This is a genomic window from Heyndrickxia ginsengihumi (assembly GCF_011008565.1).
GTDB lineage: Bacteria > Bacillota > Bacilli > Bacillales > Bacillaceae_C > Weizmannia > Weizmannia ginsengihumi.
In genome coordinates this window covers 1-25,238 of record NZ_JAAIWK010000005.1, presented here as the reverse complement: position 1 = coordinate 25,238, position 25,238 = coordinate 1, and the positions used below count along the sequence as shown (strand labels likewise).

20 protein-coding genes and 1 pseudogene are annotated in these 25,238 nt (G+C 36.8%); 4 read left to right on the top strand and 17 right to left on the bottom strand.

Annotated elements, in window-relative coordinates:
- Nucleotides 1–18 precede the first annotated feature (18 nt).
- From G4D61_RS04925 to G4D61_RS04880, 10 genes are all read right to left on the bottom strand, one after another.
- Nucleotides 19–2,064, bottom strand: coding sequence for a BglG family transcription antiterminator (locus tag G4D61_RS04925; protein WP_035355715.1), 2,046 nt, complete (start codon nucleotides 2,062–2,064; stop codon nucleotides 19–21).
- Between the two features lie 319 nt (nucleotides 2,065–2,383).
- Nucleotides 2,384–3,577 carry a thiolase family protein gene (locus G4D61_RS04920; protein ID WP_163173347.1) on the bottom strand — a complete coding sequence of 398 codons (1,194 nt, stop codon included), beginning with the start codon at nucleotides 3,575–3,577 and terminating at the stop codon, nucleotides 2,384–2,386.
- Nucleotides 3,578–3,633: 56 nt separating this feature from the next.
- Nucleotides 3,634–5,226 (bottom strand): acyl CoA:acetate/3-ketoacid CoA transferase, encoded by a 1,593-nt coding sequence (locus G4D61_RS04915; RefSeq protein ID WP_025727252.1) that lies wholly within the window; start codon nucleotides 5,224–5,226, stop codon nucleotides 3,634–3,636.
- A 38-nt stretch (nucleotides 5,227–5,264) separates the two neighbouring features.
- Nucleotides 5,265–6,554 carry an MFS transporter gene (locus tag G4D61_RS04910; protein WP_025727251.1) on the bottom strand — a complete coding sequence of 430 codons (1,290 nt, stop codon included), beginning with the start codon at nucleotides 6,552–6,554 and terminating at the stop codon, nucleotides 5,265–5,267.
- Between the two features lie 134 nt (nucleotides 6,555–6,688).
- Nucleotides 6,689–8,077 (bottom strand): MFS transporter, encoded by a 1,389-nt coding sequence (locus G4D61_RS04905; RefSeq protein WP_035355725.1) that lies wholly within the window; start codon nucleotides 8,075–8,077, stop codon nucleotides 6,689–6,691.
- Nucleotides 8,078–8,113: 36 nt separating this feature from the next.
- A complete protein-coding gene (locus tag G4D61_RS04900) occupies nucleotides 8,114–8,881 on the bottom strand; it encodes an N-acyl homoserine lactonase family protein (protein ID WP_025727249.1) in 768 nt (255 codons plus the stop codon).
- Between the two features lie 19 nt (nucleotides 8,882–8,900).
- On the bottom strand, nucleotides 8,901–10,484 hold the full coding sequence (locus G4D61_RS04895) for an acyl CoA:acetate/3-ketoacid CoA transferase (protein ID WP_035355727.1): 1,584 nt from the start codon (nucleotides 10,482–10,484) through the stop codon (nucleotides 8,901–8,903).
- 224 nt (nucleotides 10,485–10,708) lie between these two features.
- The gene (gene fabG / locus G4D61_RS04890) at nucleotides 10,709–11,449 is read right to left on the bottom strand and encodes a 3-oxoacyl-ACP reductase FabG (RefSeq protein WP_152604348.1); all 741 of its coding nucleotides are present in this window, start codon (nucleotides 11,447–11,449) and stop codon (nucleotides 10,709–10,711) included.
- Nucleotides 11,450–11,518: 69 nt separating this feature from the next.
- Nucleotides 11,519–12,535: a LacI family DNA-binding transcriptional regulator gene (locus G4D61_RS04885; protein ID WP_163173345.1), complete on the bottom strand. Its 1,017-nt coding sequence runs from the start codon at nucleotides 12,533–12,535 to the stop codon at nucleotides 11,519–11,521.
- A 221-nt stretch (nucleotides 12,536–12,756) separates the two neighbouring features.
- On the bottom strand, nucleotides 12,757–14,490 hold the full coding sequence (locus tag G4D61_RS04880) for a solute:sodium symporter family transporter (protein WP_163173343.1): 1,734 nt from the start codon (nucleotides 14,488–14,490) through the stop codon (nucleotides 12,757–12,759).
- 483 nt (nucleotides 14,491–14,973) lie between these two features.
- Between G4D61_RS04880 and G4D61_RS18095 the strand changes: the two genes are divergently transcribed.
- The 4 genes and pseudogenes from G4D61_RS18095 (at nucleotide 14,974) to G4D61_RS18080 (ending at nucleotide 16,779) form a co-directional block, all read left to right on the top strand.
- On the top strand, nucleotides 14,974–15,120 hold the full coding sequence (locus G4D61_RS18095; RefSeq protein ID WP_231473000.1) for a hypothetical protein: 147 nt from the start codon (nucleotides 14,974–14,976) through the stop codon (nucleotides 15,118–15,120).
- Nucleotides 15,063–15,974 (top strand): annotated as a pseudogene (locus G4D61_RS18090) (beta-galactosidase). Before G4D61_RS18095 ends, G4D61_RS18090 begins: the two are co-directional and overlap by 58 nt.
- Nucleotides 15,962–16,621 (top strand): beta-galactosidase, encoded by a 660-nt coding sequence (locus G4D61_RS18085; protein ID WP_025727243.1) that lies wholly within the window; start codon nucleotides 15,962–15,964, stop codon nucleotides 16,619–16,621. The pseudogene G4D61_RS18090 and the gene G4D61_RS18085 overlap by 13 nt, the downstream one beginning before the upstream one ends.
- Entirely contained in the window at nucleotides 16,618–16,779 is a 162-nt protein-coding gene (locus G4D61_RS18080; protein ID WP_235929323.1) for a hypothetical protein, read from the top strand. Before G4D61_RS18085 ends, G4D61_RS18080 begins: the two co-directional genes overlap by 4 nt.
- A 72-nt stretch (nucleotides 16,780–16,851) precedes the next feature.
- Here the strand turns inward: G4D61_RS18080 and G4D61_RS04870 are convergent, their stop codons facing one another.
- The 7 genes from G4D61_RS04870 to G4D61_RS04840 all read right to left on the bottom strand — a co-directional run bounded on the left by G4D61_RS04870 (nucleotide 16,852) and on the right by G4D61_RS04840 (nucleotide 25,139).
- Nucleotides 16,852–19,101, bottom strand: a complete 2,250-nt coding sequence (locus G4D61_RS04870) for a putative bifunctional diguanylate cyclase/phosphodiesterase (protein ID WP_152604246.1) — start codon at nucleotides 19,099–19,101, stop codon at nucleotides 16,852–16,854.
- Nucleotides 19,102–19,205: 104 nt separating this feature from the next.
- Nucleotides 19,206–19,757: a hypothetical protein gene (locus tag G4D61_RS04865; RefSeq protein WP_025727240.1), complete on the bottom strand. Its 552-nt coding sequence runs from the start codon at nucleotides 19,755–19,757 to the stop codon at nucleotides 19,206–19,208.
- Nucleotides 19,758–20,143: 386 nt separating this feature from the next.
- Nucleotides 20,144–21,883: a glycoside hydrolase family 2 protein gene (locus tag G4D61_RS04860; protein ID WP_163173341.1), complete on the bottom strand. Its 1,740-nt coding sequence runs from the start codon at nucleotides 21,881–21,883 to the stop codon at nucleotides 20,144–20,146.
- 34 nt (nucleotides 21,884–21,917) lie between these two features.
- Nucleotides 21,918–22,328 carry a hypothetical protein gene (locus tag G4D61_RS04855; protein WP_025727238.1) on the bottom strand — a complete coding sequence of 137 codons (411 nt, stop codon included), beginning with the start codon at nucleotides 22,326–22,328 and terminating at the stop codon, nucleotides 21,918–21,920.
- Nucleotides 22,329–22,345: 17 nt separating this feature from the next.
- A complete protein-coding gene (locus G4D61_RS04850; RefSeq protein ID WP_025727237.1) occupies nucleotides 22,346–23,188 on the bottom strand; it encodes a carbohydrate ABC transporter permease in 843 nt (280 codons plus the stop codon).
- A 17-nt stretch (nucleotides 23,189–23,205) separates the two neighbouring features.
- Entirely contained in the window at nucleotides 23,206–24,114 is a 909-nt protein-coding gene (locus tag G4D61_RS04845; protein ID WP_051476241.1) for a carbohydrate ABC transporter permease, read from the bottom strand.
- A 269-nt stretch (nucleotides 24,115–24,383) separates the two neighbouring features.
- On the bottom strand, nucleotides 24,384–25,139 hold the full coding sequence (locus tag G4D61_RS04840) for an extracellular solute-binding protein (RefSeq protein ID WP_163173339.1): 756 nt from the start codon (nucleotides 25,137–25,139) through the stop codon (nucleotides 24,384–24,386).
- Nucleotides 25,140–25,238 lie beyond the last annotated feature (99 nt).

Sequence of the window (25,238 nt, the reverse complement as noted above, 5' to 3'; positions counted from 1 at the left end):
TTCACCTCCTTTCAATATTTATTGAGAAGTATACTTATCTAATAAATTGCAAATTTCTAATGGTGATCGTGATTGAATTATAGAATTTCTTTTATCTTGATTAGCAACTAGTTTCATTAGTTGAGTAAGCGCGCGCAAATGTTGTACCCGATCAATAGCGGCAACAACAACGACTAGATTGATGAAGTGATCTTTAACAAATTTCACTCCATTTTCCAAGCGCAACAAACTCATTGCTAACTTTTTTACGCCGTCATCTGGAACTGCATGGGGAATAGCAACGTTTGGACTAATCACAATATAAGGATCCGTATTATTCTTAATCATTGCTTCTACATAGTTTTCAGTAATACAGCCATTAAGAATCAATGGCTTTGAAGCGACTTTTATTGCTTCCTCCCATGATGTAACAGACCTCCTTGTGATGATCGTCTCCTTTCTTATTAGTTCGGATAAATTTGTTTCTTTTTTGGATCTATTCTTTTTAACAACCGGCTGGTCATCACGATGAAGATATTTTTGCAAGCCTTCTTTTAAGGCGATTTCATCATGAATAATACAATGATTCTTAATCATCTCTATTAGACCATTAACATCTATTTCACTTGGTACAAAACCATAGAGGTCTAACATCACTTGTCTTCTTAAACGAATTTTTTCTTCCTGATCTAAAAATGCTTTCGTAACAATTAATTTTTTATCTGTCTCCAAAAAAATGGAGGAAAAGATAATGTCATATTCAAATTGATAACCAATATATTCACGAACTGACAACGAATCTAAAAAAATAAACTCTGGAAATAGCCCTCTTAATTCATTAAACATGAGTCTTGAAACTGATATGCCTTGGGGGCAAACAACAATCGCTTTCACTTTTGTATGAATACTTTCTCCTTGTTGTTTCATCCATCCCCCGATCAACATAGTAATATATGTGATTTCACTTTCCGGTATAGGGTTGCCTATTATTTCTTCTAATGAGCCAATGGAACGCTTAACTAAATGATGGATTTCTTTAAACTCATTGCTAAAAGAAAGTTCAAAGTTAATGGTGTCATTAAGATGGTATTTGATCCGGTAATACGCTGGTTTAATATGTTGAAGAAGTTTATCCAACAGTTGCTCACGATTTTGAAAGTAAATACATGCACTTTCCTCAAAGTGCAATAGCATATTATCTATTGCTGGAAACAAATTCGGAATATCATCTTCTATTAAAGAATCAGACCAATAAACATTTGTCGTTAAAAGATGTAAAGTAATAAATATCCGTTCAGAAACGGGAATTTCTTCATGATTAAATAAAATCTCTTCCGTTGCCAAATATTCCTTTGTATGGGATAGCTCCTTGTAATCAATCGGTATTGATTGGATAATTTTTCCTTTCTTGATTCTCCTTAAGATTAAAATAAAAATAAACGGCATCGTTTCAAGTTTCTCATCAGTAAATTTTAGACTTAACTTGTTTTCCAACTTTCCAATTCTTGTAACGAATTCATTAATTTGCTCATTTTGAATTCCGGTTATTTGTTTTAATTGTCCTTTACCGTTATGAAAATTTAATATTTCAAAGGTCATTCTAATGAGCAATTTTCGAATTTGAAATTCTTTCCCCTCAATAACATAACCGTCTTTTCTTGTGTATTTAATCGTTAAGTCATACTCCTGCAGATACACCTGTACATGTTTCAAATCATTTAAAATCGTATTTTTGCTTACATCCAGTTCGAAAGCAAAATGATTTAATGATAATTCCTCTTTTAAGCTTAAAATCATCATGATAATAATAGCAACACGCTGTTTCTCAGTAAGAATATGAGGATGAATCTCCCTACTTTCACCATTCATTGTGATAAAAATATCTTCATTAATAATAAAATAACCCTGTCTTGTTCTCTCTATTATTGGAAGGTTGTTCGTGATAAGCCATTCATTTATTTTATTGATGCTATATCCAAGCTGTCTTCGTGTGAGATTAAATTTTTTCTCCAATTCCACACTAATAATAGACGGATTTGCCACAAGCTCATTTAAAATTTGCTTATTTCTGATACTTAATACCACTATCGCCCCTCCTCATTACTAATATTATCATTTGGCTTTACGCCAATGTATGCGGTTTCATCACAAACTAGCAGTTAGTTTGTGTACTACATTATGATGCACATTTACCGTGTATAACGTTGTGTTGTAAATTTATTGCTGAACAATACTGCTAGTAAAAGCCACTTTCGCCACATTTATAAGAGATAATACTTTCAAAAGGTGAATGGGCCACCATCAACAGCGTATTTATCATTGTGAAAAAGCTAAAAAAGGAAAACACTTACGATTACTTCATAAGTGTTTTCCTTTTTAATTAGAGTGTGAAATTCGAGACTTCTTACTCCTGACACCTTTCAAACAGTGCAGAAATTCCTTGCCCACCACCAATACACATGGCAACAATACCTTTATTTAATTGGGACCGCTCCATTTCATACATTAATTTAACAGTTAATATAGTGCCCGTCGCACCTACTGGATGGCCTAGGCTTATCGCTCCTCCATTGACATTTACTTTGTTTGGATCAATCTTTAAATCTCTTACTACTGCGTAAGCTTGCGAGGCAAATGCCTCATTAATTTCAAAAATATCAATTTCACTAAGGTCAATCTCACATTTTTCCGCTAATTTTTCCGTAGATATTTTAGGGGCATAGCCCATAACTTCTGGGCTGTTGCCTGCTACAGCATATCCTTTTATGCTTAGAATAGGTTTGATGCCCAACTCTACAGCTTTGTCTTTTGACATCATGACTACTGCTGCCGCTCCGTCATTAATGCCCGAAGAATTTGCCGCAGTCACCGAACCGCCATCCTTAAAAACAGGCTTTAATGTACTGAGCTTTTCAATCGTCAGTCCTTCTCTTGGATGTTCATCTGTATCAAATACCGTTATGTTTCCTTTTCTATCTTTTAGCTCTATTGGAACAATCTCATCTCTAAATTTTCCATTTTTAATTGCATTAATGGCTTTTTCCTGGCTACTTAATGAAAATTCATCTTGCTCTCTCCGTGAAACACAATATCTTTCTGCCACATTTTCTGCTGTAAGTCCATTATGGAATGGTCCGCCTGGCCAAGTTAAAATTGTTAATAATCCATCCTCTAATACACCGTTTCCCATTTTATAGCCAAAACGGGAGCCTTTATCGTAATATGGCAGCTGGGACATATTCTCTGTCCCACAGGCGATTACAATATCTGCATTTCCAGTTTGTATCTCTAACATACCATCTACGATTGATTGCATGCCAGATCCACATTGTCTATTAACTGAATAAGCAGTTGTTCCCTCTGGTAAACCTGATTTTAACGATATGACTCTTCCAATAAAACCATTTTCGGCAATTTGGCCAACATTCCCGACAATCAGTTCATCAACGCTTTGTGGGTCAATGCCCGCTCGCTGTACTGCCTCTTTTACTGCATAGGCAGCTAGTTCAGTTGGGTGGATATCTTTCAAACTGCCCCCAAATTTTCCAATAGGCGTTCTCGCACCAGATACAAGCACTACTTCTTTTAACTCGCCCATTTCTACTCCTCCTCATATTTCATTTTTCTCATTTTTAAATTGAGACCGCTAGAATCCTATATACTAAGAATTTTATTCTTCTCCATCAGCTCTTTTAAACCAAAACTTCCTTCTATAAAAAACTGTTCATTCATCACTTTTAAATCTTTACTAATGAGGGGCTGAAACTCCATCATATCTAAAACATCCTTTTGTAAATCAATTCCTGGAGCAATTTCAGTTAACATAACGCCTTCCTTCACTAATTTAAATACTGCTCTCTCAGTGATGAAAATCACATCCTGCCCCTTTTCCCTAGCTAAATTTCCATTAAAAGAAATTTGTGAAACTTTAGAAACCATCTTTTTAATAGAACCCTCTCTAACAACGGTAACTTTATTATTTTGAAGACTGATTTCCCCTCCGCCGGCACTGAAGGTTGCACAAAATACAACCTTTTTCGCATTTTGGGTAATATCTATAAAACCTCCTGCTCCAGTACACCGTGCTCCCATTTTAGTAGCATTAACATTACCTTCACTATCAAGTTCCCCCGCTCCCATAAACGTAACATCTACACCAGCGCCATTATAATAATCCATTTGGTCAACGTGCGATAGCATGGCATACACATTCTGCCCGATGCCAAAATCAATCCCTCCAGCCTGAACCCCGCCATAAATTCCAGATTCGACGGTGATCATAAATTTGTCAGAAACCCCTTCTTCATTCGCAATATTTCCTATTACGTCATTAGGAATTCCTGTTCCAAGATTGATTACGTCTCCATTGTGAATCTCAAGCATCGCCCTTCTGCCTATGAATTTTCGAATACTTAATTCTAAAGGTTTAATAGAAGTTTGCGGAACTCTTAAATTTCCAGAATAAGAAGGGTCATAAAACCATGAAGATGTTTGGCGATGATCTTCTAAAGGATTATCGCAAACGACAATGGCATCAACAAAAACCCCTGGAACAACAACCGTCTTTGGATCGATCGTCCCTGTTTCAGCTAATCGTTTTACTTGTACAATCACTTTTCCGCCGAATCTTTTTGTTGCAAGCACAGCAGGAAGTACCTCCAGCTTCATTGCCTCTTCTTCCATTGAAATATTTCCCATCTCATCCGCTGTTGTTCCTCTTATAATACAGATATCTAATGGTATTTTCTTATAAAACATATACTCTTCATTTCCATATTCAATAATTTCAGTAAGGTCTTCCAATTGTTTTGTTCTTTTATTCATCTTGCCGCCCTCAATGCGCGGATCGACAAATGTTCCTAACCCAACCTTACTCATTTTCCCTGGAAGTCCGCATGCCATTGAACGATATAGTTGAGCAATCTGACCTTGGGGCAAACAATAGGCTTCCACTTTATCATGAGCGATTAGTTCCATCCATTTCGGTTGAAGCCCCCAATGGGAACCGATTATCCTTTTCACTAGCCCCTCATGGGCAAAATGCTGAATACCATTTTTTCTGTCACTTTGCCCAGCCGAATGAACTAATGTCAAATGATGAGGGTGACCCGTTTGTAAAAAACTATTTTCAATAGCTTTTAAAATAGACTCAGATGCACCGACTAATGTCATGCCGACCGTTGCAACTGTATCGCCATCTTTTATTAAATCTATAACTTGATTAGCTTTTAAAACATTTGCTTTCAAAACAGCCCCACTCCTTTTTAAGTCAAGGATTCATAAGATTATTTTGCAAATCTATCAGTTATTAAGGTGTCATTCTTATTTTCATCGTCGTTTTTTAAGAAAAACGCATATCCAATAGCACCTACAATAGCAATAATTCCAGCAATAACTAATGCCAGTATAAAGTTGTGAAGCCGATCAGCTAAGTAACCTGTTATAATTGGTGCGATCCATCCTGAAATATTTCCGACAAAGTTTTGTAAACCAGATAGAGTGCCTATTGAATCTCTAGGTGCAATGTCCGCAAGCACTGCCCATACATTACTGTTTGCCAGCATCATTCCACCCATAGCAATAGATATTAAAGTTAAAGCTAGAGGAATACTCTCTGTAAATGCTGCTGGAATAATAACCGCACAAAGCAATGTTCCCACGGTCAACACAAATCTTCTCGCATTAATAGAACTCCAACCTCTCTTAATCAAATAGTCTGATAATTTCCCGCCAACTATAGCGCCTATTGCAGCCACTACCCATGGGAGAATCGAGTTAAATCCAGCTTTAATAAGTGTCATATGTTTGGCAACGACTAAGTAAGTTGGCAGCCATGTAAGGATTAAAAATAGTAAATAATCTTGTGCAAATAGCCCGTATAATAGAACCCAAACATTACGCTTCTTCAAAAATTGGTACCACCTAACGTCAGACTTAAGTTGCACTTCTTCCTGAAGTTGCTCCGATTTAATATATTCAATTTCTTCTTTTGAAGCATTGCTCTCTTCTGGCTTATTTTTAAAGATAACTAACCATGCGATAGTCCAGAGTAAACCTAGAACACCCGTTACAATGAAGGAAACCTCCCAGCCGAAAGTTTCAACAATCCAAGCGACAACCGGAGTCATAAGTCCTGCACCAACAGCCATCCCCATTGAGGAAAGTCCGTTTGCCAACCCTCTTTCTTTAGATGGTAACCAATCAGCGATGATTCGTGCATTAGTTGGAAAGGCGGGGGCTTCGCCGATCCCCATAAGAACCCGCATACCGATCAAAGCCCCAAAAGAGCGAGTTACTGAAATTCCCATTTGAGCGAGCGACCACCAAATAACGGCTACTGTATAGGTCAAACGGGCACCAAGTTTATCAACAAGCGCACCTACTGGCATTTGCATCAAAGTATAAGACCAGAAGAAGGCTGAACTTAATACCCCAAATTCGACTTTTGATAAATGCAAATCTCCCATCATCGTTGGTCCTGCAACACTCATATTAGAACGATCTAAATAGTTGATTGCTGTTGCTAGAAAAACTAAAGTAAATACACCCCATCTTACATTACTTCTTTTCTTCATTGCAGCATTCACCTCTTTAATAAAGTTTGAGTTAATGCCTACCAAATTTTAAAAAGGAGTATTACAAGTTCTTTTTAGTTGATGTTTTAAAAAATAAAAAATATTCCAAAAATTATTAGTGTATGTTCAACTCATTACTCAATCCCACAAGATTTTTTACTGACAAGCGCCCAATCCTTCCCGCGTTTTTTGCCTACAGTCTCCCTTGTGCAGAGGATTGTTAAAATAAAAGCTACGATCATGCAACTAGAAAGGAAGTATAGCCCCGTAATATAACCACCTTGCGCATTCCAGCCGCCACCAGCATTAATGAAAATTCCTAAAACGACAGGTGAGGCGCCTCCGATATACATACCTGTTTCAGCAATTCCCATCGCTGTACCAGTGTACCCTTCCTTCGCAGAGTCTGTAACTAGCGAGAAAATGACAGGGAAGATTGCATTTGTACAACAGCCCGCAAATAATTGAACCGCAATCAAAACAAGTATACTATTGGCACTAAATTGAAAAAGTACTAGTGCGATCGTTAGCCAGGCGAAGGCAATCATCATTGTTCTCTTACGGCCGATTACATCAGATATGCTCCCCCAAAAGATTTGGCCGATTCCGCCAGTAATCGTAAAAATAACAGACCAGCCAGCAGCTGCCGCATAATCAAAATTCCCTACAAAGGCAAGATAAGGAGCTAACCAGAAATTAAGTCCAGTAAACGCTGCCTCTGCTAAAAGTACACATATTGTGCCTACTAAAACATTGGGGTTTTTTAGAGATTCTAAAATGGCACCTTTTTTATGTCCGTGCACTTCACCTGAATCAAGCGACGGAGTTAAATTCATATTTTTAGCTTCTCGCTCATATTTTTTGAAATTTCTCGGATTAGAGAACATCCAATAACCGATATATATTGGAATAATTAATAGTGGTACAATTAAAAACGGCATCCGCCAATTGCCATGCGTACTGACAAGAATGACTGATATTAATAGTCCGCTGAGTAAAGTCCCCCATGGATAAGCTGAATGGTGAGCACCAAGGGCAAATCCCCTTCTTTCTTTTGGCCACCATTCTGAAACCGTCGTAACCTCAATAGATTCTCCAATTCCACCAAAGGCATTTTTGATAATTTGAAAAATAACAAAACCGGCAACAAAGGAAGTCAATGCTGGAACGCCTGTAAGGATAGAAAAGACAGTATAACCCAACGCCATCCAAACTCCGCTATATTTTCGCGCCCATCCTTGGCCCCTTTTATCTGACCATGCTGCCCCCCAAATAGATAATGCTCCGGTAGCTACCATAATGACAGAAACAATTACACCAACAACATCAGCTGAAAGGTGATATTCATCAATAATTGCCGGCATTACCCGATTCATAATCTCCCTACTAGTTGCATTCATGGCAAAGATAAGCCATAAAAAAAGCAAGGCAGTCCATGACAAAGTTGGTACACGTGGCAGTAAGCCTTTTTTCACTTTGACGGATTCAACATTCAAATTCGCTTGCTCAACTGAGTTCTTCATTCATATCCCCCTTATTCTCTTTTACCACACAAAGATTTATTGAACATTTACACGTTTTACTATTGAAGGAAAGTGACTGCATTGGAATTTGTTAATCGAATATTCATGACCTGGTAGTATATATTGAGCCCTTTTTCGAACTTCTTCCATACTCGAATACATTTCTTTTGTACTCGTTAAAATTCCAGCTGGAAGATTTTCATTAATATTTTCAAGTAAATTAGAAACGTCCCCCGACACACATAAAATACCTTCCTCTGTGTTAACAAGAACGGATTGATGCCCCTCAGAGTGACCAGGAGTCAAGAATACCTTTACACCAGGCACAATTTCATCTTCCCCATCTACAAATTTCCAATTAAAATAGTTGACTGCTTCAGAATTAAATAATTTTTTCAAATAAATAGGTTCTTGGCATGGGATTGGGTTATGGGCTGCCTCCCACTCTTTTCTTTGCACATAAAAACGGGCATTTTTAAAGAGCCGATTATTTCCACAATGGTCATAATGAAGATGAGTATTAATGACAATATCGACATCTTCTGGTGACCATCCTACACCAGTTCTCAAAGCCTCGATAATTGTTTCATCTGACTGCTGACGGCAAAGACCGATATGCTCCTCAACCCATTGTAATTCGTGAATACCGGTATCTATTAAAATATTATATCCACCGCCAGATAGAGCTGTTGCCCACATTGGTATCCATAGATGATCACCAACATCCTTTTGATAAGTTAAAGATGATTTTTCCACATATAACTCGCCCATCCTCAATGCTGTTGCCTTCCATTTAATATTCATCCATGTTCACTCCTTGCATTTAGATTGTCTTCACTTTATCTATAAATTTTTTACACCCCATTATTCCTTCCTTAAAAATTACCATATCCATTTCTTTTAAATCAGAAGCAATAAGAGGAGGAAAATCCATCTCATTTAAAATATCTTTTTCAAGATCAATTCCTGGTGCAATTTCTATCAACATTAGACCTTCTTTTGTTAATTGAAAAACGGCGCGTTCTGTAACATACATTACCTTTTTAGAATGATCAGCTGCATATGCTCCACTAAATGTAATCTGTTGAACTCGGTTCGTGAATTTCTTTATCATTCCCTCACGTAAAATATTCAATTTATTGTTTTCAACCGAAACCTCTAAACCGCTGCTTGTAAAGGTTGTGCAAAAAACAACTTTCTTCGCTGTTTGTGTAATATCTATAAATCCTCCGCATCCGACTGTTCTTGAACCAAACTTAGAAACATTCACGTTTCCAAATTGATCGACTTCGGCAGCTCCCATAAACGTAATATCTATTCCAGCACCATGGTAATAATCAAATAAATATTCATGATCTAAAATAGCATCCGCGTTTCTAGCAATTCCAAATTCATTTTCCCCGATAGGAATTCCGCCAATGATCCCAGATTCAAGTGTAAGTGTCATAAGCTGATTAATCCCTTCTTCATTTGTGATCGGACCAATTACATCACCTGGAATTCCAATTCCTAAATTAACAACTGCGGACGGTGTTAACTCTTGTATTGCCCTCCTCCCAATTACTTTTCGTATATCTAAAGGGAGCGATGTTAAATCTTTGGCAGGCGTTCGCAGATCCCCAGAGAAGATAGGTGAATAAACAGTGCTTGGTACTTGCCGATGCTCTGTTTCTGGATTTTCAGCTAAAACAACAGCATCAACTAGATAGCCAGGAACAACAACATCTTTTGGATGAAAGGATGTTCTCTCTGCCATATATTTAACTTGAGCGATGACCTTCCCTCCATATGCTTTTGCCGCATGCGCTGCCGAAAGAATTTCAAGTTTTAATGGTTCTTCCTCTGTTGTAATATTTCCATTTTCATCAATACTTGTTCCACGAATAAACACATAGTCAAAAGGAATTGAAGGATATAAGAGAAATTCCTCCTGATTAATTGAAATAACTTGAACTAAATCTTCCTTCTTCTTCGTCCGTTCATTAATCTTTCCACCCTCTACCCTTGGATCAACAAATGTTCCTAAACCGACTGGCGAAATTTGCCCGGGCATTTTATTAGCCATTGCACGCAACAAATGGGTTAATTGTCCCTGTGGCCAACAATAGCAATCGATTTTATTTTCCTCTATGAGTCTTCTCATTTTAGGAGCTAATCCCCAATGTCCTCCGATTACACGTTCTATAAGTCCCTCAATAGCAATATGTTCAATTCCATTTGACTTATCTGATTGCCCGGCAGTATGGAATACAGTAAGATGGTTAGGGGTTCCTGTCTTTTTATAGCACTCACCAATTGCTTTTAAAATTTTATCGCATTGCCCCATTCCTCCAAATCCGACTAGCGCAATTGTGCTGCCATTAGGTATTTCTAAAGCTAGTTGACTAGCATCTATTAGATGCACCATATTATCCCCCCCTGAATTCAATGATCCTTTCTAACATGAGAATCCAGCCCATTTAATTTAAATACGTTTCGTTTATAGATAACGCTTACAATTTTATTCATAAAAAACCATTTCCTTTTCTATTTGCACAGAAAAACAGTAATCGCTTACAAAACATACACTATTCTATTTCAAAACAAGATTTCAACATTCATCATACATGCACCAATTTTCTCTGATACTTCTTAAAGAACCATTCCACCGCCAACATTGATTACTTCACCGTTAATATAAGAAGCCTGATCCGATGATAAAAACGCAATACAGTTTGCTACATCTTCTGGTTTTCCGGCTCTTCCCATTGGAATCTTTGAAACCATTAAATCCCATACTTTTTCAGGAACCCCGCGTGTCATGTCTGTATCAATAAACCCAGGGCAAATCGCATTTACTGTAATGTTTTTCCTTCCTAATTCTCTTGCAGCTGTTTTTGTAATTCCTACGACACCGGCCTTTGCTGCTGCATAATTTGCCTGGCCAATATTTCCTAACCAACTCGCAGAAGAAATATTTATAATACGCCCACTCTCTTGTTTTCTCATAATATTACTTGCCGGGTGCATCGTATTAAAAACTCCAGTTAAATTGACCCCGATAACTGCATCCCACTGTGCATGATTCATTTTATGGAGCATAGCGTCCCGATTGATACCAGCATTATTAACAAGAATATCTAGCTTTCCATGCTTTTCAGCCGTCTTCTCCACTAGATTTTTTGCTTCTTCCTCGTTAGCAACATTACAAAGAAATGCTTCTGCGCTCCCACCTTTTTCAATTATTTCAGAAACAGTTATTTCCGCCCCTTCTTGATTCACATCACTTACAACAACATGGGCTTCTAAATTAGCAAGTTTTTCAGCAATCCCCTTCCCAAGACCTTGAGCTGCACCTGTTACAATAGCCACTTTTCCTTTTAAATTAATCATGTTTCTCCTCCTATTCTATTTCTCTATCAATACACATGAACAATATCCAATTCTCTTATTAAACCAACATTATTTATCATAGACTTCCAATGTTTTACAGCTTTCTCTTATTACTAATGTCGGTTCAAGCAAATGTTGCTCCGCCTTATCTTTGTTTTTATCCTTGATTAACTTAATTAACATTTCACAGCCTTTTTTTCCAATTTCATATGCTTGAGCATCAACTGTCGTCAAAGGTATACGGAAATCTTCTGAAAACGTAATATTGTCTGAACCAATGACTGAGATATCCCCTGGAACATCATATCCCCTATCTAATAAAGCTTTAATCGTTCCGAAAGCCATAACATCACTTGCTGCAAAAATGGCAGTAGGTAAGTCGGTATGCTTATCTAAAAACGTTTGAATATCCTGATAGGAAACTGAAGTATCATACTCGCTTCTAATCATGAGATTTTCTTTTGGCGTAATTCCATATTTTAACAGTGTATCTCTATAGCCTTTTTCACGTTCCCAACTATTAAGTCTATCACCGCCTATAAAAGCAATATCCTTATGACCATTTTGAATTAAATATTCTGTTGCGATCTCACCAACTTTATAACTGTTAATTCGAACAAAATTGCCTTCATATTCTTTAGGAGCGCGGTTGATTAAAACATGTGCGATGTTATGTTCCTTTAAATACTGAATACTTTTTGAATCTTCCTTATCGACAGTTGCAAGCACGATACCGTCTACACCTTGGTCCATAATTGATTGAACCAATTCATATTCTTTTTCAGGACGATCACCAGAAGTACATAACATAATCTTGTAGTTATTTGCTAAAGCAATATCCTCTACACCTTTTAGCATAAGAGGGTAAAAAGGGTTCGTAATCTCAGTTACGATTACGCCAATCAAAAAAGTTTTTTTCTTTTTCAAACTTCTTGCAAGTTTGTTCGGACGGTATCCCATATCCTTTATTGCTGCTTCAACTCTTTTTTTCAATTCTTCACTAACAAATTTGTTGCCATTAATCACAGCTGATACTGTTGCAATCGATACATTTGCTTTTTTTGCAACATCCTTTATTGTAACCACAAATAATCTCCTCCAGCAAAACGTTTAACTAGCTAATTATACTAATTGTAGTCCATATTGAACGAACATTGCAATTGTATAATGAATCCAGTGAAACGTTTAGCTAAACGTTTAGCTGATTTAAATCATAAATCCTATTCACAAAATTGTCAATATTCAATGCAAAAAAATAAAGGTGCCTGACCCCTTTTGTGCTTTATCGCGCAAAAGGGGTCAGGCACCTATTTGATTGTTACTTCATGAGTAGATTCGATCACAGCCTTATTTTTCTTATCTCTCCTTTTAAAGAAAACAACGCCAATAAATGAGATTAGAGCGGCAATCAGAATGGCTAGCGCAGTCATTCCTGTTAGTCCATTTTCTCCAGCAAATCCTAGTTTCGAGCATAGAATATAACTGGCCATAACCATGAAAATAATAACTCCACCCGCTTCAAATCGGTGCGCCCACGGCTCAATATCAACGACATTCTTCGTTGGAAGAACATAAGCTGTTTTTCTTGGTTTGATTTTTCCGATAACTAGCATGATTACACAACTGATCACGAACAAAATAGCCTCTTGATACAAGAAACTCATTTCTGGCTTAATGATCAATTGCAGAATTGCATACGTTCCGACGAAGAAGACGAGTGAAACTTTTGCTGCAATGGCTGGAACGCGCTTTGTTACATATCCCATAAAAATAACTGTGAAAATCGGCACATTAAAGAATCCGCTTACAACTTGTACGTACTGAAATAATCCTTCAGGTGCATACATAATCAATGGTGCAATAAATAACGAAATAATCCCAAGCAAGAAACCAAATCTTTTTCCCTTCCTTACAATCTCTTGATCCGTCTTCCCTTTTCCAAAAAGCGGTTCATAGACGTTTAGTGCAAACAAAGTAGCCGTACTATTAATGACCCCGTTAAAGACACTAAGGACAGACCCAAACATAACTGCGGCGAACACGCCAACTAACGGAGCAGGCAATACTTTATTCACTAATTGTGTATACATTAAGTCAGGATTTGACGTTTTGCCCCCAAATAATTGAAAAGCAATAATACCAGGTATGACAACGACTAACGGAGTTAGTACTTTAAAGAAACCTGCAAGCAACACACCTTTCTGCCCTTCTTTAAGATCTTTTGCTGCCAATGCTCTTTGAATAATCGACTGATCGGTACCCCAATAGTAAAAGTTTACCAAAATTAATCCTGTTAGAGCGGCTCCAAAAGGAACAACATCTGTATTACTTCCGATCGCATTAAATTTTTCAGGAGTTGCAGAAATAAAATGATGAAAACCTGCACCAAAATGTCCTTTCCCAAGTGCAAGAATTCCGAAGAAAGGAACGAGCAAGCCGCCAATAGCTAAGCCAATACCGTTAAACGTATCGGAAATCGCAACGGCTTTTAAACCACCGACAATCGCATAGAAAAATCCAATTATTCCAATGCACCATACCGTAATCCAAATGCTTGTCTGATAACTAATTCCAAAAATCTCTTGTATATGAAACATCCGGGTAATGGCAATTGCTCCCGAGTATAATGTGATCGGGATCATATTGAATACGAAAGAAATTAAGAATAAGAAAGATACAAAGCCTTTTACTTGCGGGTCAAAACGATCCGCTAGAAAGTCTGGTATCGTTGTGATTCCTTGTTTTAAATATCTTGGAACTAAGAGGAACGCAATAATAACAAGACATATACCAGACATAACTTCATATGCCATATTTGTCATATTTCCGCTAAAGGATTGAGCACTCATTCCAACAAAATTGGTAGCGCTTAAATTTGTAAGTAATAAAGAAGCCCCAATAACACCGCCTGTAAGACTTCTTCCCCCAAGAAAATATGAACCTTTTGATTCACTTCTATTAAACCCCCGCATTTTCCTATACGTTAAAAATGCTACCAATGCTAGAACAAAGACAAACGATAGAATCGTAAAGGTCTCCATCAAAATTCCCCCTCCCGCTAAACTTATAGAATATGAATGACACTCCACTTCTTAGAGACTAGCCTCAACAAATGAAAACGTTTTTACAGTGTCATTTTATATTTCCTAAATTGATATGTCAATAAAATATTTAGTAAAAAAACTGATATTTCCCACAGAAAAGATTACCTAAAATAATGCTTTTGAAAGTTATATGAAGCATTTATATTAAGCATATCGGCTTTACTTAAAGAGTTAGAACAATATCTCTTCAATTTTAAAAAAGAATATTTTATTAGATTAAGCGTGTATTTTTACTAAACTTTTACTATATTTACAATTAATCTATTGACACCTCTATAGTATGCGCTTACAATTTCTTATAAATATTACAGGATAACTCCACTATTTTCACTGATATCAACATAGAATAATTGTATAGTGGTAGAATTTCTCGATTATTGCTATCTTCCTTAAGAAAAATTGTGAATATGGGGGAAACATATGCTCAAAAAACAAAAGCAATTTTATTACGGTGGAGATTACACCCCTGAACAATGGGATGAATCTGTCTGGCAAGAAGATATGCGTTTATATTTAGTTGGGCTAACTTACAACCAAATGAGGAAACGTATGTCTTCACAACTTTAGATAAAATAATGGACATGCTTGCAGATATTGGAATTGGGGCGGACTTAGCAACTGCGACCGCAGCACCTCCAGCATGGTTATCTCATAAATACCCAAATTCCCTGCCAGTAGACATACATGGAACGCGCCTTTTACCTGGATAAAGACAGCATTATTGTCCAAATAGTAAAGACTATGCAAGATCAGCTGGAAACTTAACGAGAAAACTGGCAGAACGTTATCACTATCACCCTGCACTTATCATGTGGCACGTTAATAATGAGTACGGGTGCCATACCTCTGAATGTTATTGTGATCATTGCAAGCAAGCTTTCCAAACTTGGTTAAAGCAAAAATATCAGACGATTGAACATTTAAATACATGTTGGTCAACAGATTTTTGAAGCCAGCGGTACTATAAATGGGCAGAAATTTACTTGCCAGGAAAGACCCCTACATATGCTAACCCTAAACAACAACAAGATTATAAAAGCTTCATGAGTGATTCGTTATTGCAGTTATTTAAGATGGAGCGAGACATAATTAAAAACATAACACCGACGATTCCAGTTATGACAAATTTAATGGGAGCGTTTAAACCTATTGATGGGTTTAAATGGGCAAAGGAAATGGATATTGTTACTTGGGATGCATATCCGGATCCATACGAGAAGATTCCATATGTGCAGTTTTTAGCTCATGACTTAATGAGGAGCTTGAAAAAGCAGCCATTTTTATTGATGGAGCAAGCAGCAAGCGCGGTTAATTGGCGCAATCAAAATGCAGTCAAAACTCCCGGACAAATGCGACTATGGAGCTATGAGGCTATTGCGCATGGAGCCGATGGGATTATGTTTTTTCAATGGCGGGCATAGCAGAGAAATTCCATAGCGGGATGGTTCCGCATTCCGGGGATGAAGAAAGCCGAAATTTTAAAGAAGTCGTAGGGCTTGGAAATGAACTTAAACATTTAGAAAAGCTTATTGGTTCTGAATATGTCGCAAAGGTAGGCATTGTTTTTGATTGGGAAAATTGGTGGGCTTTAGAGCTCGACTCAAAACCTTCAACATTAGTAACCTATATCGAAGAAATCATTCCTTTTTACAGAGCATTGCATAAGCAAAATATTGGTGTTGATTTCATTCACCCAGATGAATCCTTAAATGCTTATAAAGTGATTATTGCGCCTGCAAGCTATCAAGTAACGAACGATTTTTCTACTAAAGTTGAGGACTATGTAAAAAAAGGCGGCGTGTTTATTACGAATTTCTTTAACGGCATTGTAGATGAGCATGATAGAGTTTATCTTGGCGGTTATCCAGGTGCATATAAAGAAGTATTAGGTATTTATATAGAAGAATTTGCACCGATGAAAGAGCATGCTGTTCATCAGATCCGTACAGAATTTAGTGATGTGTATAATAAAGTGTGGGAAGAAAACATTCACCTTAGAGGTGCAAAAGCACTTGCACAGTTTAAGGAAGGCTACTTGGCCAATTCACCAGCAGTGCAGTTACAATGAATCAATATGGCAAAGGATTAGCCTACTATATTGGAACACATCCAGACGAGCACTATTTATTGACGCTTTTAAAAGATATTCTTAAAAATGCCGATATTCACCCTTTATTAGAGGCCCCGAACGGTGTAGAAGTAACAATGAGAAAAAAGGAAAAGTAGCATTTATATTCTTACTGATGTAAAGTGCCTGACCCCTTTTGTGCGATAAAGCACAAAAGGGGTCAGGCACCTTTAAAAGAGGAGATGTTCACATTCGTCCAGACTCAACGGGCGGCTGAATAAATAACCTTGAAACTCATCACAACCGATTTGTTTTAGAAAGGTGCTTTGTGCTTCAGTCTCCACTCCTTCAGCTAAAACATTGAAGTTTAAGCCTTTCGCCATCATTACAATCAACTTAACAATTGCCTCGTCTTTCTCACTTTTTTCCAAAGATGAGATGAAAGAGCGATCAATTTTTAAGCGATTGATTTGAAACTGACTTAAATAATGAAGAGATGAATAGCCTGTTCCAAAATCATCAATGGCAATTTGAAAACCCATATGTTTTAGTAATGATAATTTTGCCAAAAAGTTCTCTATTGGCCCCATTGCTACACTTTCAGTTATTTCCAATTCAATTTGATTCGGATTGGCTCCTGTTTCGCTGATAATATTCGTAACCATTTCAATAAAATTAGTCTGTTGAAATTGCAAAGTAGATATATTGACGGCAATTCTTAAGTCTGTCAATCCCTTTTGTCTCCATGCAACTGACTGCTCGCATGCTTTCCGTAACACCTTTTCTCCGATTGCTAAGATAAGCCCCGTTTCTTCGGCCAATGGAATGAAATCAGCTGGAGGAATAAATCCATATCCTGGTCTTCTCCATCGCAGCAACGCTTCAACCCCCACTATTTTATTCGTAGCTATGGACACTTGTGGCTGATAGTATAAAAGAAATTCATCCCATTCTAGCGCCTTTCTTAATGAATGCTCGAACTCCATCATATGCTCCATACTCATAGAAGAAGTATAGACCTTATAGTTATTTTTCCCATTTGCCTTAACTTTGTACATAGCTGTGTCAGCTTTCATTAATAACGAGTCTAAATCACTTCCATGATCAGGAAAAATAGCTACTCCTATACTAGGGGTAATATGCAGTTCGAAGTCTTTTAGATAAAATGTTTTTCTTATCGTGCTCAATAACCGTAATGCGGTTTTTTCAATTTCTTGCTTATTCGTATTTTCTATAAGCAAAGCAAACTCGTCTCCACCTATTCGGAATACTTCTTCAGTTGGTTTTAAACATTGCACAATTCTTTTCGAAACTTCTTTTAAAAGAAGATCGCCATAAGAATGTCCGAGACTATCATTAATATGTTTAAAACGGTCTAAATCAAAAAGCATAAATGCCATTTGCTTTGATTCATCACTCAAATGTGGAATTGCTTGTGAAAGCCTTTTTTCTAAAAAACGACGATTAGGCAAATTAGTCACCGTATCATGGTAGGCCAAGTACTCCATATTATTAATGGTCTCTACCAATCTATCCGTTCTTTCTTTTACCTTAACTTCTAGTTCCTCATTTAATTGATTCAAATTATCTACTAGTTTTTTGTTTTCAAACAAAGTGAATAATTGTCGGACAATCACAAGTAATATACTTATAAACAATCCCAAAAAAGCGGGACTCTTTTTTTCAAAAAAAGAAATGGCATAAATAGAAAGAAAAATGACACCTAAATATGGAATACTATGCTTTATCAACATACTGCTATGCTGCCTGACCGGGTCGATGTGGGACTCTCTTGATTGAGATGGTGCATAACCGATGCTCGATAAACCAATAAAAAGGATTGATAATATCCACAAAGGTTCATTAACGCTTCCTACAGAATATTGATTGACTATTTTTAAATAGGAATAAATCGTGTCGGCAATAATTTGAATTAATAACCCAGCGGTAAGAAGGATAGTGGTTTTTTTAGAAAAAATCCTATGGTGGGATGCACTGAAAAAACTTAAAACACCAACAAATACACCTAGATCTAAAATAGGATAAAGAATTTCGGTAATATGGAAAATAATGGTCGTACGGTGTTCCAGCAATGGGCCGATTAAAAAAATCCAACTAAATGTAATGGCCACTACCATCGCAATAAGCATATCGAGAAAGGAACGAATCGTAAACAAATTGTTTTTTATGTTATTCATTGACACCAATAATGCGACAAAATAGAAGCCATTTTGTGCAAGCCAAAAAACTTCCGGCAATTTGTTTCTATTCGCACTAAGATGAAGGATAAAATGTTCGAAACTCCAAATTAAAGTCCCGATGAGATAACAAAGTATCCCCAAACTTAGCAGCACCCAAAAGCTTCTTAAAGATCCATGATATTTGGCAAAAGCCGAAATTAACCAGCCAACTGATATTAAGCAGGCAATCACCTGAAAGGTAACACCACCCCAGTCCAACAAAGCTTGCTGATTTCTCAAAAGGAGATTCCAAATAAAATTCGAAAGAATAAAAATAATGATAAAGAAATACGCAAACTTTTTTGTTTGAAATATATGCACCTGTTTTTCCTTCCTTAATTACTTTAGTAAAAATTTCCTTCAAGCTGAGTAATAAGCCAAGAAAACTCTCCCTTATTTTGGTAGATTTTCTCAGGATAAATGACAGTTGGAATCACATAATCTCCTTTATAATAAATTTTGTCGCTTACTGCTTCCAATGGGATCTTATATACATTTTTTAAGGCTCTGAAGAACACTCTTTCAAGAAGAGCAATTCCATAACGGACTTGATGAAATTCTGAATACAATACAAAGAGTGATAATAGCCTATCTAAATTTTTCCCTCGAAATTGCTTTAAAATGGCGACCTTATCAATTTCAATGACTGAGTTTGGATCTTGTTTTATAGATTCAAGCTGATAAAAAGGGTAAACTTGATTGATATTATTCTGAGGATCTAAAGTGTACGGTTTAAATTCAATGGTGCCAACTTTTTGATCGTTTACATCTGTAATGATGTACCGATCTGCGGGCTCATGTTCATTTTCCAAACCATACCCCTTTTCAAGCCAGCATTCGATCCATATTTGGTTAAAATGATTAAAAAGCGCTAAAGAATCTACTTTAATATACATACTCCGTTCCTCCACTAGCAAAATCTAGGATGCATTCCCGGATTATATATCATTTTCACAAAAAATAAAATGATGATCAGGAACTATTTTTCTGTAAAAATAAAGATGCTTGGCTCCGTTTAACGAGTATAAAAGAGTCAAGCATCTCAAATAGCTATTCAATTAAAGAAATCTATTAGTCATAATAAAATACACGAAAAGATATCCTCTAATTTATTGATGCCATATTCTACTAGCATTATCAAAAGGGTTTAAAGGTAGATCCCTTTGAATCCTTGACCTCCCTTTTTAAAATGAAAAGATTAAAAAAGTAAACTCAAAGGCAGCTAGCTTTGAATTGTAAACAAATTCTATATCTCTTCTTTTGTATTCAAACATCCAGCCAACTATTTCTTCCTCCGTTCATTAATTTTCCTTATCTGTTCTATATCTACTTTTGGCTCGCGATGTACATCGAGTAAACCATTTACTTCTTGCTGAACATCTGTTAATTGTGTGTAACAATACCCCGAAACATATTCCAAGTTTTGAATCGCTTGATGAATTTGATCAAAACGTTTCATAAACTCTTCTTCATTTTTAACTTGATTGCCGTATCCCCATCCCTTTTCGGTAGCAAAAGCAATCCCCCCAAACTCTGAGATAATGACAGGCTGGCCTTTATATGAGAAGCCTTTAGCGAAAGGAAACTTAAATTGATTATGCTGTATTTGATTGGAAAGTAATATACTTTCATTTTTATAGCGATTATAAAGTACCTCTCCCACTTCTTCATAATCGTGTAATGTAATAATATCCGAAAGTGTATGCTCCCAACCGTCATTTGTGATAACCGGTCTCATAGGATCAAAAGTTTTCGTTAAGTAATAAACCCCTTCTGTAAAATGTTGCATATTGGCGTCATCGTAAACATTACTAATCCCCCACGATTCATTAAAAGGAACCCATGTAATAATACTGGGATGGCTATAATGTTGTTTTAGAATCTCTAGCCATTCATTTGTGAAATTTGCGATCGCCTTGTCATCAAATGAATAGGTGGCAGCCATTTCACTCCAAACTAAAAGTCCTTTTTTATCACATAGATATAAGAAGCGATTATCCTCGATTTTCTGATGCTTACGCAAACCGTTATAGCCTAATGCCAGAATTCTATCAATATCTTTTTCGAGCGCTTCCATTGAAGGCGGAGTCAATTCACTCTCTTCCCAATACCCTTGGTCAAGAATTAAACGTTGGTATAATTCCTCATTATTTAACAAAATTTTGTTTCCTTCAATAGATATCTTTCGAATGCCAAAGTACGACTTTAATTCGTCTACTGTATCTTCGTTTTGGCGCAATGAAAAAGTCACGTCATATAAATTCGGTGTTTCTGGACTCCATTTTTGCACGCTCCATATATCACCATTTTTTAAAATAGTCGAAGTCATTTTTGCTTTTCCATCTTTAATCAACGCTGAAACTGTTTGTATTTTTTCACCTGAGAACGATATATCTGCCTGGACAATTATTTCTTTCTGGTTCGTTTGATTATTTGTCTCAATTTCAAATGTAACACTATGCTCATCTAAATTTGGGGTTATTTTAACATACTCAATAAAAGTATCGGACACATATTCCAACCATACGGTTTTCCAAATACCTGTTGTTTGCACATACCAGCATCCAAAATTTTCATCTAGCCATCTTTGTTTACCACGAGGTTGAGATGTATCAGGAGAATCTTCCACCCGGATTGTAATTGTATTTTCACCGCTTATTACAAAAGGGGTAATGTCAAAAGTAAAAGCTGTGTATCCACCCTTGTGCTCCCCAGCCTTTTCCCCATTGATCCAGACGGTTGTTAAATAATCACTTCCTTCAAAATGAAGTAATATGTTTTTACCAGTTTTGAACTGGACTTGACGAGAATACCAAATATATTGATGGTGATTAGGATCATGAATCCCACTTGCCTTTGTTTCATATGTGAATGGTACTTCGATCCTTCTTCCAGAAGGAAAGTTTACATACCACTTGTTCTTGACACCGAGATTTTCATCATCAAACGCAAACTGCCATTGCCCATCGAGTGTTTCCCAGTCATTTCTTTGAAATTGTGGCCGTGGATGAAAGTGTATCATCGAATTTCCCCCTTAGGAATTATATATCTATTCATTATTTGGTCGTCTGAATTCGTTTAAATCCTTTGTTCTTTGCAAGCGTAATTACACCTGAACTCATTAATAGAAACAAGCTGACGACATCCATCATAAAATAAGAAATAATGCCGCAAGAGAGAAACCATATTGGTGTTCTCCATAAGATAACTCCATCCTTCAATAGGTACTTGCCAAGGTATAAGTTTACAAGCCCTATGATTATAAGGAAAAAACCGAATATGACTACAAAATTAAAAATACTTCCGAATAAAGATTGCATCGCATGCATCTCAGGTATATTTAAACCCGCTGCTTTCGATCCTTGTTTTTTAATATATAATCCATATAAAAATATCGTTAATAGACCATCTACGATTTGCCATATCCCTGTACAATAAATCAACCCTCTTTCTAAACGTCTAGACACCACACTCTCCCCCTTTCTTATCCCTTGATGCCTGAAGATAGTGCCATTGATTCAAGGAAATACTTTTGAGCAAATAGATATAATATAAATGTTGGAATAATGGCAACAATAGCACCAGCCATCAAATGTGCCGGCTGCGCCTGATACATTCCTTGAAGAAGCTGCAAACCCGGGGTGATCGGCATCATATTAATATCATTAAAGACAATAGACGGCCATAGAAAGTCATTCCACGCACCTGTAAAAGTAAATAGCGCTACAACCATCAATACTGGTTTAATAAGCGGCAATATAACCTTCAAAAAAATTGTAAAATCGCCTGCTCCATCAATTCTTGCTGCCTCATCAAATTCAATAGGAATGTTGACCATAAACTGTCGCACAAGAAAAATATTGAAAACTGCAGCAGCACCAGGAACAATCGCTGCAAGATAGTTATTTACCCATCCAAATGTGTCAATAATTTTATAAAGGGGAATTAAGTTCACAACTGCCGGAAACATCATTGTAGCCATTAAGAAAGTAAACATAGTATCTCGCCCTCGAAACTTAAGACGTCCGTATGCAAATGCAGCCATTGAAACAATAATTAATACAAGTATGGTTTGTGAGACTGCAATAATCATAGAATTCATAAACCATCGCAAAAGTGGTGTTGCTGAGTTATCTAATAACAGCTCTGTATAGTTGGAAGTTACCCATTGGACAGGCAGGAATCGAAATCCTTCTGTCTGTATATCAATTTCATTTTTAAAGGATGTGACAATTCCCCATAATAGTGGAATGATCCAAATGATTGCCATGACAAGTAGGAAGAGAAAGGCAATCAGTTTGGGAACCAACTCTGCGCGTTTTTTCATCCTTGCTTCCTCCTTTGTCAGTTTCTATTTCTTAAAAAGAAAAACTGCACGGCAGAAACAATCATGATGCACAATCCAAGAATCACAGCCATAGCTGATGCTGTACCAGCAATTGATTGACCGTTGCCAAAAGCATCCTGCTGGATATACATGAGCAGAACCCTTGTGGAATTGGATGGACCACCACCTGTGAGCATTAGTGGCTGTCCATATATATTAAATTGCGCAATTGTTGTGATCACGACCGTGTAAAGCAATTGCGGCCGAATGCTTGGTAATGTGATGTTAAAAAATTTTTGAATACTGTTTGCACCATCAATATTCGCTGCTTCATAAAAATCTTTAGATATTCCATTTAATGCGGCTTGATAAATAATCATATTTCCTCCAATACACCACCAGACAGTTACAATGACAAGCGTGATCCAGGCATACGGTTGATTGCCAACCCAATTTACCCCAAGTCCAAATAAATGGTTAATAGGACCATAGCTCACATTAAACATAATGCTCCAAGTAATCATCACTGCTGAAATGGCAAATAGAGACGGTAAGTAAAACAGTGATTGAAAAATTTTAGATAACTTTGGTTTCGCATTTAATGCACTGGCTAAAAGAAGCGGCACAATAATACAAAACGGAACCGTAATAATTACAAAAATAAAGGTGTTCTTTAAACCATTATGCAATTGATCATAGAAAGTCGAGCTTTTTTGAAAAAGGATTTCTTTATAGTTTTCCAATCCGACAAAATCAGGCTTCCCGATTAAATCCCAATCAGTGAAAGATATATAGATTCCGTAGACAACAGGAATGAGAAAAAATATTAGGAAAATAATAAGATGCGGCCCGGCAAACAACCATGGAGTAACATTCCATTTTCCTCCATAATGATTATTCTGTTGACTCGCACTAATTTGTTTCATGTTCATTCTTAACCTCCTTACTTTATATGATGAGCAAGAGGCTGAGACAAAACGCCAAAGTGGTTAGCAGCTAAAGACGAACATTGCACAATCAGCTTTGTAAATATACGTAGACTCCTGCGGGAGGATAGACATCGGTGCAATCCCGCAGTGCCATTAGCACGAGGCTTACCAACCTCCCACAGAAATACCTAGTTGGTGCGCAATATTCAAGTTAACTTACTTTTGTCCCAGCCTCCTTGAGTACGAGTGCTTAACATTTCCCTTATTTACTTCTTATCCTTATCTACCTTATCTTGAACGTTCTTTTGCATACTCTTTAGTCCCTTATCGATTGTTGTTTTTCCAAAAATAATATCATTACCATTGGCATCTAACTGATCAGAAACATAACCATTGTATTTATAATCAAATATTTTAAGAGATTTTTGTTCAACCGGATCTAGCAGCAAAAATGATTGCGGCATTTTTTTGTATGCATCTTCTTTTATAATCTTTAGAGAAGCTGGATTTTGTCCTGCCTTAGCCCACGTGATGGAATGGCCGCGAACCCAATCAATAAATTCAAGAATTCCCTTTGTTTTTGCAGCATCCCTATCCTTACTTTTAAACATGACAAATTGATGCGATGAAGACCAAGTAACCATTTTACTCTTATCCGAGGAAAGCTGCGGCGCATTTGTAATACCCCAGTCAAACTTTGCTTCTTTTGCTTCATTCTGCATCCAAATTCCTTCAGGAGCAAATATCACTTTTCCAGCAAGAAATTGTTGGAAATAATCTTCTCCATCCTTAGTTGTGATACCTAATTGACTGAAATTCTTCCATAGTTGAAAAGCTTTTTTCGCCTGAGCATTATCTAATGTAGGATCAACCCCATTCTCAGTAAGCTTTCCGCCATATTGTGCATACAAACTTAAAAAGTCAGGTTTTACCCAGCTAACAGTAAGCGCCTTAATCCCATCCTTTTTTGCAGCTTCTCCAGCTTTTTTGATTTCATCAAAAGTAACAATATGATCATCCAATGAACTGCCCCCTGTCAAGTAGACAGTGGAAATAATAAAAATGATTTAAGCGGCTTTAGCTCTATATTCCATCGGGCTAAGGCCGTTTAATCGTTTTTG